We start from the raw sequence: 15,099 nt of genomic DNA, 5'->3' as shown, positions 1-15,099 counted from the left end.
CCTCACGCCCAGAAAGGAGGCTGACGTGCGCTGGAGACTCCGAATTTACAGTCCGAGCGGAGCGTATCGGTACGACCGCACCCTCGACACCGCTCAGGTCACGCAGGCCGGGCTCACCATGACCCTCGAACCGTACGGGAACTGCCTGGAAGCGACCTTCAGCGCCAAGGCGGCCTCGCTGGGCATCGGGGACCGGGACATCGTGCAGATCCAGACGCGCCCAAGTGACCCGAACGTTACGGATGACACCGTGCTGTGGACCTCACGTTTCGCGGGCATCGCGGTGCTGACCGGCGCGAAGAACTCGCCCGAAGCGACCGGCTTCAAGCTCGTCGGCATGAAAAAACGCCTGGAGGAAGTCGACGTGCAGACTGCGCAGTACCCGCAGCAGAGCGTCCACACGACCATCAGCCAGGTCATCGCGCACCTCACGAACGGACGCCTGCCCGCGCAGATGAACAACCTCACCCAAGTGCCCGACCCAGCCATCACCGCTGGCGTGCTCCACCCGAACTACCAGACTGGCCGGGAAGTGCTCGACAAGCTCGTGAGCCTCGTGCCCGGCTGGAAAGGCTGGGGATACAACGCGGACTTCCAGCTGGTCGTGGACACCGGAAGCGGCACCATCAACATCGACGAAGCCGTCGTGGGTACGCGCGTCAAATGGACCGAAAGCGGCAGTGAGGAACTCATCACCGCCGTGCGGTGGCTGATCGGGAACCGCCCGAAGGTGCTGTACGCCTACACCGGCATGGGCGCCTATGATGTCCTGCCTGCAGGGATCGTCAGCAGCAGTACCACACTGAGCAGCGCGTACGGGTACGCCGTGAAAGTCCTCGCGCTCACCACCCCGCGTGATTACCTCAAGCCGATCGGGACGCCCGTGCATGCTTCTGCCGCCAATCCGGGAGGCAGCGTCAGCAGCATCGAGAACCTCGCGGATGACAACCCCAGCACGGTCGCTGGAATCAACTTCGGTGACTATTCCGTCGGCAGCACGCAGACCGTCGAAATCCGCTGGGACATCAGCAAGTCGAGTGCACTCGACTTGCTGGGCTTCGAACTGCAGAACGTGCAAGGCGCGACGTACGTGAATGTCGGCGTGATCATGTACCAGGCAAGCGACACCACGCAATTCCTGGACTTCTACCCCAGTCCGACCGAATTCAAGAATGGTCTCTTGCTGTTTGGCGGGCCCGACATTCGCGCGCTGATGGAAGCCAATTCGCTGTACGACAGTTGCCGCATCACCCTCAGTGTCACGGGCCCCACGAACGGCAGTGCGTCAATCGGAACTGCCCGGCCCCTGCTGGTGGACCGCGTGACGCTCGAACGCCTCGCCAGCCTGTATTACCGCGAACCAAGCATGGACCCCGCAGTTATCCGGACCACTGGATTTGGTCCGCTTGGTGCGACAGCGATCATTCAACGCCGCGCCCTTGACGGCAGCTTGATCGAAACCATCGAACGACCGGTGGAGAAAATCGAGTACCGTATCACCGCACAGGAATACGGTGACACCTACACGCACACCGGCCAGCGTGACTCGCCCGAAGCCAGTGCGCTGCGCGCGGTCATCGAGCAGCGCGACAACGCAGCAACATTGACCGCCGTGAGGTACGGGCCATGAGCGGACTCTACGCCGGATTCGAATTCGAGCTTCCAGGAGTCACTGAACGTTACCCCTTACCGCTCACCTTCCAACCTACCGGAGGTGTCGGGTACAACCTCAGTTCGCAACTCGAACGGGCGCCAGGCAGCACCAGGTGGTTCTCGACCGGGGATGGCCTGCCGATTCCGGAGCCCTTCGTGTTAAGCGGCATCATTTCAGCGGCCAGCGAGTACCACGCCACCCTCGTGCTGAGGGAGTTGCTGGACGCGCAGAAGCGCGCGGTGAAGCTCTGGCGCGGCGGGATTCGTTACCGCGAACTGATCGCGCAAACCTACCCTTACGGTCAGCTCACTCCCGCATCGAAAAATTCCCGGCATTGGAACGTCACCCTGACGCTCCTGCCGACCGGGCCGGACTGGATTCCTGGCGCGACCCAAGCCCTCGGTGACGCTCCTCTCGGCGCGTTCCCGCTCGGTGAAGGCTACGACGGCACTGAGAAACTCCCCATCTAAGGAGGCCTTATGGCAGAAACGAATTTCAAAGACGTGGCCCTCGCGATACGGGACGCCATCATGCAGGTGCTCAACCTGCCCACCCGGGGCAACAAGACCGACTGGCCCGAGCGGTACGAAGCCGCCTTCACCGCGCTCGGTGAAGGCGTCGTCACCCTCGCAGAAGTCAAAGCCGACCTCGACCCCGTGACGGGCCTCGTGAAAGACGAACTGCTGCCCGCCCAACTGACGAAAGAAGAAGTGTGGGACGCCAGCGTGTTCTACAAAGCCGGACGGCGCGTGTTCCTCAACAACGCCATCTTCGAAGCCCTGCAGGACAACCAGGGACAAAGCCCCAGCGTGGCCGTGCCACCCGTCGCCACCATCAACTGGAAAGTCGTGTGGTACGTGGAAGGCGGCGGTGGGCTCGACAGCACCGGCACCACCGAAACCGTCGTTGCCACCGCGCACCGCACCACCGCCTTCGCGGCGTACAGCTCGTACGATGACATCACGTACGACGTGATCGACACCGGCGGCACCCTGCTGGTGAACAACAGCACCGGCAGCGTCTTCACTGCCGACGTGACCAGCCAGTTCAAATTCGAAGTCAGCGTGCCCTGGGAAGCGCTCCAAGTCGGTGATGTGATCAAAGCAGCGTTGTTCGTGCAAGGCAGCGCGGACCCGAACCCAGTGCTGCGCAGCGAAATTGAGAACATCACCGTGCAGGCCGCTGGGAATTACACGAGCGCCAAGACCGTCATCGCGCAACTCACGGCCGGTGACAAAGCCTTGATTTACGTGTCGAGCAACCCTGGCCGGAACATCACGGGCGGCGCGAACTTCAATTTGAAGATCACGAAGATCACGCCGACCGGGCAGACGCTCGAAGAACGCGTGGACGCGGCGGTCACCAACGCGAACACGGCGGCTGACCAGGCGTACAGTGCAGCGGCGGATACCGCGCAGTATGTGTCGGAAACCACCGCTGACCCACCCTTAGGGCCGGAAGGTGCGATTGGCAGTAAACGCCTGGTGGATGGGAGCCTGCAACGCCTGGTGGTCGTGGGCGGAGTGTGGGTCAACTCCGGCCCGGCGTTGCTCAGCACGCAATCCCAGCATGTCATTACCGCCGCACGGTTCGGATTCGCTTCGACCGGCACCGCCGCGCAGAACGACAGCGCCATCACGAACGCGCTGGCCGCTGTCGCCAGTGGAGGCGTGGTGGATTTCCCCCCTGGGGTCTTCACGGTGAGTGCGGTGCAGACCATCACGAAACCCGTCACGCTGCGCGGGAACGGCACGCGCCTGGTCGCAGACAGTGAAGCCAACCATAAGCGCTTCGACGTTCAGACGAATGACGTGACCATCGAAGGATTCACGCTCGACGGTGCGTACGTCAGCGCGACACGCGGATTCGTGGGCGGTGTGATTACCGTGCAGGGCACGTCATCCAGAACGGTCATTCGCGGCAACCGCATCCGCAATGCACGCGGGATAGGGGTGTACGTACTGGCCGGTGTGCGTGACACCAAAATCACGCACAACACCATCGAAGGCACCTACCACGGTGTTTTTCAGGAACCGACCGCCGTGGACGCGGTGCCCATCGGCACTTTGATTCAGGGAAACACCATTCGGGACGTGCGCGGGCTTGACGTGTGCGGTATCAAACTGAAGGGTGGACTGGCGAAAGGTGGGCGTCACCGCATCATCGGGAATGACGTGCGCGGCGTGACAGCCCTCGGGGATAGCGGCGGGGGCTTGCAGCTCGGCATCGAGCTGCAGGGCGGGGCCGCTACCGCCGTGGGGCAGGATGAGTGCGCGATTTCCAGCAACACCGTAGAGGGATTCGGGTGGGGCATCAGCGTGGACGGTTCGCATGGTGCGAGCGTCAGCGGGAACACCGTGCGCGGCTGTCTGCTGCTGGGGCTGGAAGTCGCGGGGGCGATGCGGGTCAGCGTGACGGGGAACAGCGTGAACGGGCGGGACGCCTCCGGAACCCTCGTGATGGATGTGGGCATCAGCATGTCCAACCTCTACAACGGAGCGCGCACCCAGGGGCACAGCGTGACCGGCAACACCGTGGACGGGTTCACTGAAGCCGGAATCAAGATGCAGCAAAGCGAACACTGGGTCGTGGCAGGGAATACCATCAAGCACGGCCCAGTCGGGGGGAACGGCATCAACCCCATCAAGTCGGATTACTTCACCATTCTCGGGAACACCATCGAAGGACAGAGCGACACGGCGGTGGGACTGTTTCTGGATGGCGTGGAGAGCATCAACGCGGCCAGCATCATTGGGAATAACTTCAGCGGCACCCTGCAAAAGCCGTTTGATTTGTACACCAGTGCGACAGGGCAGACCATTCAGAATGTCACGGTCACGGGGAATTCCCTGAAGGCGACCTTGAGTACCGGCTTTACCCTGACAGGACCGGGCACCTTCGCCAAAATCAGCTTGGTGGGGAATGTCGGAAGCGCGAGCATGGAAGGCCATTGGGTGGATTACGTGCAGCGCGTGGGAGTGCTGGAAGGGACGTTTCCGCCAAACAATAACCAGACTTCAGGTGAGGGCTCGATTTACCTCGATAACTTCAACGCGGGGGAGGGGCGCTTGTGGGTGAAGGTCACGGGTGGCATCGGGAATACCGGCTGGGTGAATGTGCGTCAGGTGGCGAACACCACGACGTTTGGATTGGTGAAACAGGCGGCTGCGATGGCAGATGTGGCGGCAGCTCCAACCCAAGCGGAATTCAACGCGCTTTTGCAGCGCCTGCGTAACGCGGGCTTGATGGCAACCTGATACCTACTCAAAATATGACCGCTGGTCAGGGCAATTAGACTCAAGCAGGAGGCGCGATGACAGTCGCAGAACTTATCGAAAAATTGAAGGCGTACCCGCAAGATATGCGGGTACTGGTGCCATCTGTTGACGGTCGGACGCTTGGCTTTGAGCCGGAGTTGGACGTGGCGAACATCGTGGAGGATCTAGGCGACAGGGCCTGGTTCTCCCAACTCCAGCCGGGCCCACCCATACTGTTGATCGGAGGAGGATAACTCAGAAGCTGAAGCCTTTTGTCGGGTCAATCACCTCGATTTCGAGCAAGGTGCTTGTGTTGATGCTCGGTTCCATGGCAAGCCACTCCCGCACGCTGGCTACCATATCCGTCGCGAATTTTCGGACATCAAGCTGCAATTTACTGTCCCTCTGATTCATGTGAACCGAGGATGGGGGCGGGGACACGACGAACTGAAACGTGTCTAGCGCTCGGTTCGGTTCGATTTTGCCGCGCGGCGTTTGCTCTGAGCCTTCATGGAGGAACGCGCACCTCAAGGCGTAACAGTCGGAGCCTGACAGGAAAACATGAGGTGTGCGCGAAGGCCCCACTCCACTCGTGTACTTCGGTTGGACGTACTGGTCGAACCACTCGATATAGCGGGTGCTACTCTTCTCATTCGGTCGGTAGTATTTGCCGCAAATGTCAGGCAGGGCGAGCGCCAGACCGAGCGCGGCATACCAGTTTTCTTCGCGTACAGCTTTTTCCACTGCTTCAGTCAGGTGTTCCATACAGCTCCGATGCGGCGGGCAGCTTGACTTGAAGCGTTACACTGAGTCGTCACACGCAGTGGTTCGCTTCGGCGGCCCGCCAGCAGGGAGCACTTTTCCGAGTGCTCCCTGCTGGGTTTAGGGTAGCAGTCCACTTTGGACCCGCCTGATACTTTCTGCACCTCGCCGTACTACACACAAACAACATCAAACCAGGCACTCCGTGAGGGGTGCCTCTTTCATTCCGCCTTGGCGGTTGGAGCATCATGATCAAATTTCCCGCCGCCATCGAGGCGACATTCACCACCCTCGGTGTCCTCATCGGTATCAGCACCAGCTTCCTCACCACCCACCTCTTCGGTGAGTGGACACCCCCACTCCAGCAGCTGTTCCTGCTCAGCGTTATCGACTTCGGTACCGGCTGGGGCGCCTCCGCTTACGAAGGCAAGAAGAACCTCGGACCGGGGCTGTCAAGCAGCCGCGGGTACCGGGGCGTCGTGAAGAAAGTCGGCATCTTCGCGCTGATTGCCGTCGGGCACCTGACTGACCAGGCACTCGGGCAGGGCCCGGTGCTGCGCAACGGCGTGGCGTACTGGTTCATCGCCATCGAACTGCTGAGCATCACCGAGAACGCCGGACGAATGGGCCTCCCGGTCCCGCCCGTCCTGACGGCCGTCATCGCCGTCCTCAAAGGTCGGGGCGGCGAGGCGCCCGCCACAAAGGAGGCCGCATGACGGACTTTGAACGCGCCCTCAGATTCACGCTCCGCTGGGAAGGCGGGAAGGTCGACGATCCCTTTGACCGGGGTGGCCGCACGAATTGCGGCATCACCCAGGGCACCTTCAACGCCTGGTGCAAAGCTCAGGGCCGACCACCCCGGGATGTCTGGAGCATCACACCCGCCGAAGTCGCCGCCATCTACCGACAACGGTACTGGAACCGCGTGACGGCCGGGCGGGTGTGGCCCTTGAACGCCGTGTGTTTCGACATCGCCGTGAACCACGGACCAGGAAACCTCGGGTACATGCTCAAGCAAGCCAAAGCGCAAGTGCCGATGGGCACACCGAACATGCAGACCGAAATCGCGCGGGAGTTACTGGTTGCTCGGGGCGCCTTTTACCGCGCGATCGTCCGGCACAACCCGACGCAGCTGCGCTTCATGCGTGGCTGGACGAACCGCCTGAATGACTTGCGCCGTTTCGTGGCGCTCGAGGAGATCACATGACCTACAAACCCTTGGGAGTAATGCTGGCGCTGGCGTTCCTCGCTTCCTGCGTCACCCAGGCGCAGGGGGCCCTGATTCCCTGCGTGAGTGTCACCAGCAGCGGCCTGAAGCGTGAATTTCCCCCCACGCTCGCCATTGACGGCAAGGCCAACACCTGGTTCTCCGCGAACGTTGCGCCTCAAAGTCTCACGTGCGACCTGGGCAGTGTGCAGGACGTCGACAGTATTGACCTGGTGCTGTACCGCGGAGCGGAACGCAACACCGCCTTGAAAGTCGACCTGGCGGGGAGCACCTCGGGCCCATGGGTGACGGTCGTGAGTCGCCGGACGGTCACGCCCCTCCGACCCGCGCGAGACAAGGAGGGGTACCAGACGCTCACCTGGGCACGGCAAAGCGCCCGCTACATCCGCGTGACCGGGTACGGCAACAGCGAAAACAGCGCGGTGGCAATCAACGAACTGCGCGTGTACGCCCCGCTCAACCTGATCGGCACCAGCCTGCCGGATGATGCGACCGGCACGACCACCTCCCCGGTCAGTGGTGAAGTGGTCGTGCAACCCTCCGGTGACCTGCTGCCGCCACCGGATCAAGTGGCGTACTTCGTGGATTGCGCCGGCAGTGACTCTCTCGATGGACGTGATCCGACGCGGGCCTGGCGGACCCTGGCCAACGTCAGCACGCTCAGCCTGAATCCCGGTGAGGGACTCTACTTCAAGCGGGGTTGCAGCTGGGATGGGCAGTTCGCCGCGAAATGGAATGGCACGTCCACCAGCAACATCACCATCGGTGCGTACGGTGACACGTCGCTGGGAATGCCGAAATTCCGCATGACCAGCGGTGAGAGTACCATCAACGTCACCGGCTCCTACCAGCAGGTGCGTGGTCTGAGCGTCACCGTGGCGTCTTCGCACGTCCCTCCGGTGCCTTCGGACGCGGTGAAATGCAAAACCACACCGGCAGGCTGGCGCGTCGGGATTCGCGTGGCGGGCAGCAACAACACCATCGAAGGAAATTACCTCACGGGTCTGACAGTGGGCATCCAGACCACGGACGGGGAAGGCAAGGGGCGCTTCAACAAAATCCTGCGCAACACCCTGGAGAAGATGAGCATCGCCAGTCAGAACACCCCGGACAACGGCGATAACGATTCCGGCTTCTTCGCGATCCTGCTGAACAGTGATGACAACGAAGTCGCCTGGAACACCACCAGTGCGAACTTCGGATGCAGTGAGGATTACCTCATCGAAGGGGCCAGCATTGAAATCTTCCGGGGGAGCAACAACTGGATTCATCACAACAAAGCGCTGAACGAAGCGACCTTCAGTGAGTTGGGTGGATCGACGGATAACCGTAGTGATTACAACAAGTACCAGTACAACCTGTTCGTCGGTGCGGACGTGGGTGCGGAGTTGCTGGTGGTGCGTGGCGCGGAGAGTGGATGGGGCGCGAACTTCGGTACGGAGTTCCACAACAACACCGCGTATTACGTGAATGTCGGTATCGCGTGCTTTGCCGGTTGTGACTCGACGATCCTCAGCGCGCACGGGAACATCATCGAAGGTCGCTCGAATCCTTCGAAGAGTGAATTCTACGGGCAAGGTGCGGATGAGGGGCATAACGTCATCTGGCGCACGGGGGGCGGGCCGAGCTTCAACAACGGGACGACCGCGCGGGCCAGCACCACCGTGCTGGCTGATCCGAAGTTCGTTGGGCCGCTGAAGGCCAGCACGACCGGTGATTACCGCTTGCAGGCGGACTCTCCGGCCCTCAACCGTTCGATTCTGCAGTACCTGACGGTGACGATTGCTGGTGTGCCGTACAGCGTCACGGTGGATTTGGCGAATTTTACGCTGCCGAGCAGCAATATCGACGCGGGCGCTTTCGAGCGTCAATAACCTGGAAGCTCAACTTTTCGTTGAGTACCTGTCGTGAGTCAGGTACTCCTTTTCTTTCCTGTCAGGAGGACCGCATGACCGTCGCCGATCAACTCAAGAAGTTCTTTAGTGAAGAAGCCCTCGCCGCCGCCAAGAAGTACGTCCGTGAACAAATGGCCCTGGGTGCCACCGGCACCGCTGCCGCAGAGAAAGCCACGGAGAACCTGGTGGAGTTCATCGAGAAGCTGGATGACGCGGTGGTGTTCATCCCTCGCTTCGGGCCACTCGTGAAGCTCGCCATGGACACTCCGCTGGTGGACGCTCAGCAGCGTCAGCTGGCCGCGGCGTTGATCGAGTTCGCCTACCAGCTGCTGAAAGACGAGCCTGTGGGAGTGGGGCCGGTCGTGAACGCACCTGAACTGCAGAGTGGAGTGGTGGAATGAAGCGTGTTTGGTTGCTCGGACTGCTGATGTTGGGAGCCTGCGCGCCCAGCACGAGTACCTCAGGTCCGCAGTTCAGCCCGGAGGACACGGCGGCCCTGGAGTTGGGCAAAGGTGACGCTGCGAGTCTTTCACGGGGATTTTCAGGGCGAGGTGAACCCGCGTTGCGTTTCTCGGCAGTTGGGCAGGACGTGACGCTGGGTCAGTGGAAGTTGAGTGGTTCCCGGTTGCGTTTGAATGACGCGCGTTGCGTTGTGAATGGCCCGGAGGTGCTGTGTGATTTCAGTCGGGTGCTCGTTCCGGCCGGGAAGTCGTTCGTGTTGGAGATGACGGGTGAGCACGTGGATGTGTTCGCTCGGTACCGTCTGCCTGATGGTGCGTTGCGCGCGAAGTTTTTGACGCCTCCTGCGCCTGACTTCCGGTGATGTGCGGGTACGGTTGGGCTGTGCTCGTGCGGTAACACTTTTGCCCCGCTCCTGGCTTCGGCTGGGAGCGGGGCATTTTTTGTTGTCTGCGAAATTATCAGGCGTTTGCGTTAAGAAAACGGCGTGTAGGGCGATAACGTTTTAACTACAGGCGAAATAGAATAAAGGTGCTCAGGCGCTGTTCGAGCAGCCCTGAGCGTGGAGCCGGTACTAGCGGCCCAAGGGTCATTTTATGGCCCTTGGTCACGCCACATCCAGACCGGCTCACGGGAGACACCGTGAGCGAATCTTTTGTTTGGACGGACCTGTCGAAGAAGAAGCGAGCCAAAGTGGCCCTCCGCGCCCTCGATGAGCGCGACTACCCCACCCTCTGCAGCCTCGTGCAGCATCACCAGCTGCACTACGGCCGCTCAGCCTCGCAGACCAGCCCTCGCACGTTCTTGCAGTACCGTGGCGCCCTGCGCAAATTCCTGCGGTTCACGGAACGCATGAGCACCAGGCGGCTACTTGAAGGTGACCCGGATTTAGGAGCGGCCTTCCTCGGGCATTTGCACCGGGACCTGAAGCCCGGCAGCGTCAACAATGCCCGCTCCGGCGTGCGGGCCCTGTACCGCGCCTTGCGCTGGGCAGGCGCGACGCAGAGCGATCCGTTCGCGGACATTCCACCCGTGCGGGACAACGTGCCGGCTCACCTGAAACGAGAGGCGTACTCGAACGAGGACGTGGAGAAGCTGCTGGCCGTCGCGGATCCGATGGAACGCGTGATGGTGCTGATGGCCGCCCAAGCTGGCCTGCGCATTCACGAGGTGGTGAAGCTGCAGTGGTCGGACATCGACCTGGAGGCGCGCGAGGTGATGGTGATTGGCAAGGGCCGCAAAGCCGCGAAGGTGCACCTCAGCGCGGCGCTGGTGTCAGCCCTGGAGGCGTTGCCGACGCGTGAGGGTCGGGTGTTGCGTTGGCGTCAGGAGCGCACCTTGCGCGATCACCTGAAGCGACTGTGCGAGAAAGGGCAGGTGCGGTATTCGAAGCGGCAGTTTCACGGTCTGAGGCACCACTGCGCGACCAGACTGCATGACGAGACGGGTGATCTGATGCTCACTGCAGCCCATCTCAGGCACAGCAGCACGCAGACGACCGAGACGTACGCGAAGGGCGACCGGCGCAAGATCGCAGCCGTGGTGAACCACTGGGGTGAAGCAGCTGCGAGCTGAGGTGCTGGAACAGAAACCCAGTGGAACCACGAGAGCCGCCCATCGGGGCGGCTCTCTGTTAGATCTGATATTAGTTCTCGGCCTGCAGGTTCGCTGCAGCTGCGCGAGCTCGAAGGGCGGCGAGGCGGTCTTTCTCGCGTTGTTCCAGTTCACGGGCGCGATTATTCTCGCGGCTGTTCACGTAGAGGCGTTTGCGGTCCACGCGGCTGCGGGGCTCGTACGTCATGTCGATCGGGGCGTCGTAGACCTTAGTGGGTTCCGGCTTCGTTGCCGTGATGTTGCCGAGTTGTTCTTGAACGACTGCTCTTGCTCGACTTCTCGCCCTTCCGTTTTGACGCGGCATATTTAACCTTAACAAATACTTCATTTCTTGGATGAGGGTCCTCGTTTGAACTAAGTAGGGCGGTTAGCCCAGTGGCTCGAAGCGACCGTCCATGAACTCTGCCTCTGGGCGCACCCACACTTCAGCCTTCAGGCAGTGTCGGTACACCACCACGGGGGTTTCATCGTGTTCAAGGCGGCCACGCGCGATTTCCTCGTAAATGCCGCCTGTCTTTTTGTGACGCCAAAGCGGATGGGGGCCGTGTCCTTTCATCGTTGTTTTCCTTTTAGGGGGCGGTCACAGCATGACGCAGTGGGCATGAATCCTCGGCAGCGGCTCGTCCCGATACCACCATGTAGTCAGGTAAGAGCGCCTGCGCTTCGTTCCGGCGATGCGCCGGTACACGATGACTTCTCTTGGTGGACCGACGCGCACGATTCCCGCTTCGGCGAGGTCGGTGACGACCTGTGCATCTTGGGGCATGGCTTGTAGGAGCGCGATAAGTTCAGCAACTGTCATATACCTCTCCTTAGCGGGCGAACAGTTCGTCAGGGTCTGGAAAGGCCCCAAACAGCGCCGAGTCCCCCAGCGCCTCGGCGTACCGCGCCATGACGCGGTGCAGCACCTTGTACGAAGACCACAAGCCATACCGCGTGCTCTCGCTCCCTCCGTAACGGTCGAAGTGTTGCTTTGCATCAATGATGAATTGCAGAGCTAAGGTCAAGTCAACGCCATCAAAGTCGGTTTCAGGCACCTTGAGTGTCAGGGTTAGCTCTGGTCGAGTCACAACTTCAGTCTGACTCATACTCCCCTTACCCGCTCGTCTTTAGGCGTTTCTGACTTATACAGTTCGAGCATTTCTCGATGCCATTCACGCTCAAGCTGCTCTTCGCGGCGTTTTTCACGATTGGCCTTTTTGCGTTCTCGTCGCTGGGCCACCTTGTCATTTGGATGCACGGTACTACCTCTCCTACTCAGTCGTCGGTGTGCGGGTACGCGGCGTTCCACGCCTCAAACTCATCGCGGGCTTTTTGAAGACGCTGCATCGCTTGGTCCTGCATACGATTCCAAATAGGCTCAGCGCCGTGCTCCGTGCGCAATTTATCGGTGTCGAGCACCTGCCGCGCTGCCTCGCTAAGTTCCTGAATCAGTGTGTTCATGCGTGTCATTCGTGACATGTCGTACTTCCTCTCTTAGAGTGCGTTTCGACCCTGCTGCCAAGCAGTCGCACGCATAAAGTTTTGAATCTGACGGAAGGTCATCGGCTGCGGGTCGTACGCCGTCACGTGAATGATTTCCTCGTGTACCTGGCCTTTGAGATGCGGCTTCACGTGGACTTTTCGGCGCACCTTCTGCCCATGCTGTTCGGCCAGTTCGCGCGTGAGAAACCGACGTTCATTCACGAGGTAGAACCCGTCATCTCGAATCGAGAGAAACCAAAGCCACTCGCCGATTTCTTCGTCTGGGGTCTTTTGCTTGCGCCGGGCTCGCGGCATCGTCGTTCCGTTCTTATTGGCTGTAGAGCGGCCCATCAGAGGGCACAGGAGTTGTGTAGTACAGCACCCGCACGCCGTCCGCATTGAACGGCTCGCTGCTACCCAGCATCGTGTACACGCGCTCTGCGACCTCTGGGATGTAGCTCAGGGACTCCTCGCCTTCCAAGTTGCTGTAAACGGTCGTAGGAACGTCTCGAATGATGGTGATGCGGCCATCCTGGGCAGTGTGGAAGAACGGGCGTCGGACAAGTTTGAGGTCTGAATGGTCCATCAAATACCCCCTACAGTCCGTCGATTCCGAGCGCACTACGGGCAATCTCGCGTGGTGTGGTGAGGTGGTCGTCGTGCGGGCCGGTGTACTCGGGCGTGGTGTCCGTGCCGCAGATAGCCAGCAGGGAAGCCTCAAGGCTACTGATTCGCCGGGCCTGCTCGATGACCAGGCGGGCGAGGTCAGGCGCGCTTGCCAGCAGTCGAACGTCACCATGATCAGCGGCTAGAGAGGCCACCACAGTGCAATTCTCATTCTGAATCTCGTAGTACTCGGCGTATTCCTCGACGGTTCCGTGGTCGCCATAGGAGAGGCCACTGGGGCGGTCGTAGCTCCACGGGCCCGGCGTGGCATTCTCCAGCAGCTCGCGGGCCATTGCTGGCGTCATTGCTTGCTTGTTTTCCTGCTGAGTCATAGCGAACTCCGTTTCTTGTCGTCTGGGACGCGAGAATTTTGTTTGATTGATTGCCGCCTTGACGCTGATTGAATGGGACACATTGGGGCGATGAATGGGGCGAATTGGGGCGATTAATGGGGCAGACAGCGTTATGTGCCCCATTCGGCGTATAGACCTTAAAGTCAGGCGCGAAGGTCGAGCGCTTCGACGGTGTTATTCAGCAGCCGCTCGAACTCAGCGCTGAACCCAAAGCGCTCAGCGTTCATGCGGATGGACTTGTAGATGTCGCCATCCGCATGACGCTTGCACGCTGCCGCCCAGTCGCACAGCATCTCCAGCACGTCAATCAGGTTCATGTCCTTGATGCCGTTCTCGTGGTACTCCGGGTGGTGCCGGTTGTGCTGGTAGTGGTGCGTGAGGGCTTCTCCCATCTCTGCGAGGCTGGCTTTGTACTCTGCTGAGCCGTACGTCAGTTCTCGCAGTCGTGGCGTGACCCGGTTGAAGACTTCGACTTCGGGGCTGAGGAGTTTGCTGCGGTCGTGTTCTTCGCTGCGGTAGAGGAGTTCGTGCGTGGCGCGCATGAGGTAGGCGCGGACTTGGTTGATGTGTTCGTGCGTGTCGGGTCGTGAATCGTAGGTCATGGTGTCCTTTCGCTGTTGTTGTCCTGTAGTAGGGCGGTGTGGGCAGCTATGATTCGCTGCCCGATAACTTGCGCGACTTTGGGCGAGACGGCGTTACCGATGGTCCTAAGTCGGTCCACTCGGCGGGAAGCAACATCATCCATTCCACGAAGGACGGTGTGAGCCTCTTGCGCTCGGTGTTGAGCCTCACCCAGTCCGTCAAGGTCACTCCGATGCTGGCCGTAGACCCTGGGCGGCGTTTGACGGTGCAGTTCCGCGTATCCTTCGCGTCCACTGCCACGGGGGTAGGCAACAATGAACACGCGGTCACGGATGTGCGGGGCACCGACGGCTGCAGCCGGTATGCAGTCCCACTCCGCGTCATACCCGAGCGCGGCCAAGTCCCGGAGAACTCTTCCAAAGAACCGTCCAGCTTCGCTTGATAAAAGCCCTGGTACGTTTTCAGCCACGACCCATTGAGGCTCAAGCTCGCCAATGATTCGGGCGTACTCACCCCAGAGGTCGCGTTCGTCGTCACTCGCGAGCCGCTTGCCGGCGCTGCTGTGGGGTTGGCAGGGGAATCCTCCACAGAGGACATCAGGTCGGGGAACAGTGGCGGCGGTGATGTCTCGTACATCGGTGAACCTCGGGACGTTCGGCCAGTGCTTTTCCAGCACCGCGCGGGCGAAGGGGTCGATTTCGCATTGCCAGATGGTCCGCATCCCGGCCCATTCCAGGCCGAGTTCCAGACCTCCGATGCCTGAAAAGAGCGAGCCTACGGTGAGTGTCATTCGTTCCTCCGGTGGGTCGATAAGGTTACTTATTGAGCGGTGTGTCGATTCGGCGCGCACTCCCGTCGAACACAGGTTCGCTTCTGACTTCGACGTACACGCGGTACGCGACATCTGGAGTGCCGTCTTCCCAAATGAGAAGGTCGAACGAGTTCGGGTACTCGAAGCGGTCGAAATTCTTGGCCGCGAAGTCCTCAGCGACCATCTGGGCGCAGAGCTTGTCAAGCGGGCCGTACACGGCGTACTCGTGGGTTTCGGCCTCTGCGATGATGGCTGGCATGTGGTTCTCTGGGGAGAAGTAGTTGTCCATGTTGCCGACGCGGAATGTACGTGTGTTCATTTCTTCTCCAGCGCTCTACAAGAGGGAGTAGCGGC

The 15,099-nt window shown here is 60.7% G+C and carries 22 protein-coding genes; 9 read left to right on the top strand and 13 right to left on the bottom strand.

Features of this window, described 5'->3' with window-relative positions; genetic code table 11:
* Positions 1-25: 25 nt before the first annotated feature.
* The 3 genes from DEIPE_RS02290 to DEIPE_RS02280 are packed head-to-tail and all read left to right on the top strand — an operon-like array spanning position 26 to position 4,911.
* A complete protein-coding gene (locus DEIPE_RS02290; protein ID WP_015234371.1) occupies positions 26-1,630 on the top strand; it encodes a hypothetical protein in 1,605 nt (534 codons plus the stop codon).
* Positions 1,627-2,124: a hypothetical protein gene (locus DEIPE_RS02285; RefSeq protein ID WP_015234370.1), complete on the top strand. Its 498-nt coding sequence runs from the start codon at positions 1,627-1,629 to the stop codon at positions 2,122-2,124. The genes DEIPE_RS02290 and DEIPE_RS02285 overlap by 4 nt, the downstream gene beginning before the upstream one ends.
* Before the next feature lie 9 nt (positions 2,125-2,133).
* A complete protein-coding gene (locus tag DEIPE_RS02280) occupies positions 2,134-4,911 on the top strand; it encodes a right-handed parallel beta-helix repeat-containing protein (protein WP_015234369.1) in 2,778 nt (925 codons plus the stop codon).
* Between the two features lie 255 nt (positions 4,912-5,166).
* Here DEIPE_RS02280 and DEIPE_RS02270 read toward each other — a convergent pair whose 3' ends face one another.
* Complete coding sequence (locus DEIPE_RS02270; RefSeq protein WP_015234367.1) at positions 5,167-5,676, bottom strand: hypothetical protein; 510 nt, start codon at positions 5,674-5,676, stop codon at positions 5,167-5,169.
* A gap of 245 nt (positions 5,677-5,921) precedes the next feature.
* On the opposite strand from DEIPE_RS02270, the gene DEIPE_RS02265 reads away from it, so the two are divergent.
* The 6 genes from DEIPE_RS02265 to DEIPE_RS21900 all read left to right on the top strand — a co-directional run bounded on the left by DEIPE_RS02265 (position 5,922) and on the right by DEIPE_RS21900 (position 10,830).
* Entirely contained in the window at positions 5,922-6,389 is a 468-nt protein-coding gene (locus tag DEIPE_RS02265; RefSeq protein WP_015234366.1) for a phage holin family protein, read from the top strand.
* On the top strand, positions 6,386-6,880 hold the full coding sequence (locus DEIPE_RS21905; protein ID WP_015234365.1) for a glycoside hydrolase family 108 protein: 495 nt from the start codon (positions 6,386-6,388) through the stop codon (positions 6,878-6,880). Before DEIPE_RS02265 ends, DEIPE_RS21905 begins: the two co-directional genes overlap by 4 nt.
* Entirely contained in the window at positions 6,877-8,775 is a 1,899-nt protein-coding gene (locus tag DEIPE_RS02255) for a discoidin domain-containing protein (RefSeq protein ID WP_015234364.1), read from the top strand. Before DEIPE_RS21905 ends, DEIPE_RS02255 begins: the two co-directional genes overlap by 4 nt.
* Before the next feature lie 74 nt (positions 8,776-8,849).
* Positions 8,850-9,197, top strand: a complete 348-nt coding sequence (locus DEIPE_RS02250; protein WP_015234363.1) for a hypothetical protein — start codon at positions 8,850-8,852, stop codon at positions 9,195-9,197.
* Positions 9,194-9,619 carry a hypothetical protein gene (locus DEIPE_RS02245; RefSeq protein ID WP_015234362.1) on the top strand — a complete coding sequence of 142 codons (426 nt, stop codon included), beginning with the start codon at positions 9,194-9,196 and terminating at the stop codon, positions 9,617-9,619. The genes DEIPE_RS02250 and DEIPE_RS02245 overlap by 4 nt, the downstream gene beginning before the upstream one ends.
* A gap of 278 nt (positions 9,620-9,897) precedes the next feature.
* Positions 9,898-10,830 (top strand): tyrosine-type recombinase/integrase, encoded by a 933-nt coding sequence (locus DEIPE_RS21900; protein ID WP_015234361.1) that lies wholly within the window; start codon positions 9,898-9,900, stop codon positions 10,828-10,830.
* Positions 10,831-10,900: 70 nt separating this feature from the next.
* Here the strand turns inward: DEIPE_RS21900 and DEIPE_RS23700 are convergent, their stop codons facing one another.
* The 12 genes from DEIPE_RS23700 to DEIPE_RS02190 form a co-directional block, all read right to left on the bottom strand.
* On the bottom strand, positions 10,901-11,056 hold the full coding sequence (locus tag DEIPE_RS23700) for a hypothetical protein (protein WP_157448737.1): 156 nt from the start codon (positions 11,054-11,056) through the stop codon (positions 10,901-10,903).
* Between the two features lie 180 nt (positions 11,057-11,236).
* Complete coding sequence (locus tag DEIPE_RS02235) at positions 11,237-11,425, bottom strand: DUF1653 domain-containing protein (protein ID WP_015234359.1); 189 nt, start codon at positions 11,423-11,425, stop codon at positions 11,237-11,239.
* Positions 11,426-11,449: 24 nt separating this feature from the next.
* Positions 11,450-11,671: a hypothetical protein gene (locus DEIPE_RS02230; RefSeq protein WP_015234358.1), complete on the bottom strand. Its 222-nt coding sequence runs from the start codon at positions 11,669-11,671 to the stop codon at positions 11,450-11,452.
* 10 nt (positions 11,672-11,681) lie between these two features.
* On the bottom strand, positions 11,682-11,957 hold the full coding sequence (locus DEIPE_RS02225) for a hypothetical protein (protein WP_015234357.1): 276 nt from the start codon (positions 11,955-11,957) through the stop codon (positions 11,682-11,684).
* The gene (locus tag DEIPE_RS23695; protein ID WP_015234356.1) at positions 11,954-12,109 is read right to left on the bottom strand and encodes a hypothetical protein; all 156 of its coding nucleotides are present in this window, start codon (positions 12,107-12,109) and stop codon (positions 11,954-11,956) included. Before DEIPE_RS23695 ends, DEIPE_RS02225 begins: the two co-directional genes overlap by 4 nt.
* Positions 12,110-12,126: 17 nt before the next feature.
* A complete protein-coding gene (locus tag DEIPE_RS02220) occupies positions 12,127-12,312 on the bottom strand; it encodes a hypothetical protein (RefSeq protein WP_041230646.1) in 186 nt (61 codons plus the stop codon).
* A 33-nt stretch (positions 12,313-12,345) separates the two neighbouring features.
* Positions 12,346-12,684, bottom strand: a complete 339-nt coding sequence (locus DEIPE_RS02215; protein WP_157448736.1) for a hypothetical protein — start codon at positions 12,682-12,684, stop codon at positions 12,346-12,348.
* The gene (locus tag DEIPE_RS02210; RefSeq protein ID WP_015234354.1) at positions 12,662-12,919 is read right to left on the bottom strand and encodes a hypothetical protein; all 258 of its coding nucleotides are present in this window, start codon (positions 12,917-12,919) and stop codon (positions 12,662-12,664) included. The genes DEIPE_RS02215 and DEIPE_RS02210 overlap by 23 nt, the downstream gene beginning before the upstream one ends.
* Before the next feature lie 10 nt (positions 12,920-12,929).
* Positions 12,930-13,331: a hypothetical protein gene (locus tag DEIPE_RS02205; RefSeq protein ID WP_015234353.1), complete on the bottom strand. Its 402-nt coding sequence runs from the start codon at positions 13,329-13,331 to the stop codon at positions 12,930-12,932.
* A 164-nt stretch (positions 13,332-13,495) separates the two neighbouring features.
* Positions 13,496-13,954, bottom strand: coding sequence for a DUF5662 family protein (locus tag DEIPE_RS02200; RefSeq protein ID WP_015234352.1), 459 nt, complete (start codon positions 13,952-13,954; stop codon positions 13,496-13,498).
* Complete coding sequence (locus DEIPE_RS02195) at positions 13,951-14,724, bottom strand: DNA cytosine methyltransferase (RefSeq protein ID WP_015234351.1); 774 nt, start codon at positions 14,722-14,724, stop codon at positions 13,951-13,953. Before DEIPE_RS02195 ends, DEIPE_RS02200 begins: the two co-directional genes overlap by 4 nt.
* Positions 14,725-14,749: 25 nt before the next feature.
* Positions 14,750-15,064, bottom strand: coding sequence for a hypothetical protein (locus DEIPE_RS02190; RefSeq protein ID WP_015234350.1), 315 nt, complete (start codon positions 15,062-15,064; stop codon positions 14,750-14,752).
* Positions 15,065-15,099: the final 35 nt, after the last annotated feature.

This window comes from Deinococcus peraridilitoris DSM 19664 (assembly GCF_000317835.1).
GTDB lineage: Bacteria > Deinococcota > Deinococci > Deinococcales > Deinococcaceae > Deinococcus_A > Deinococcus_A peraridilitoris.
Note: the sequence above shows the minus strand (reverse complement) of the source record. Positions and strands in the feature narration are given on the sequence as shown.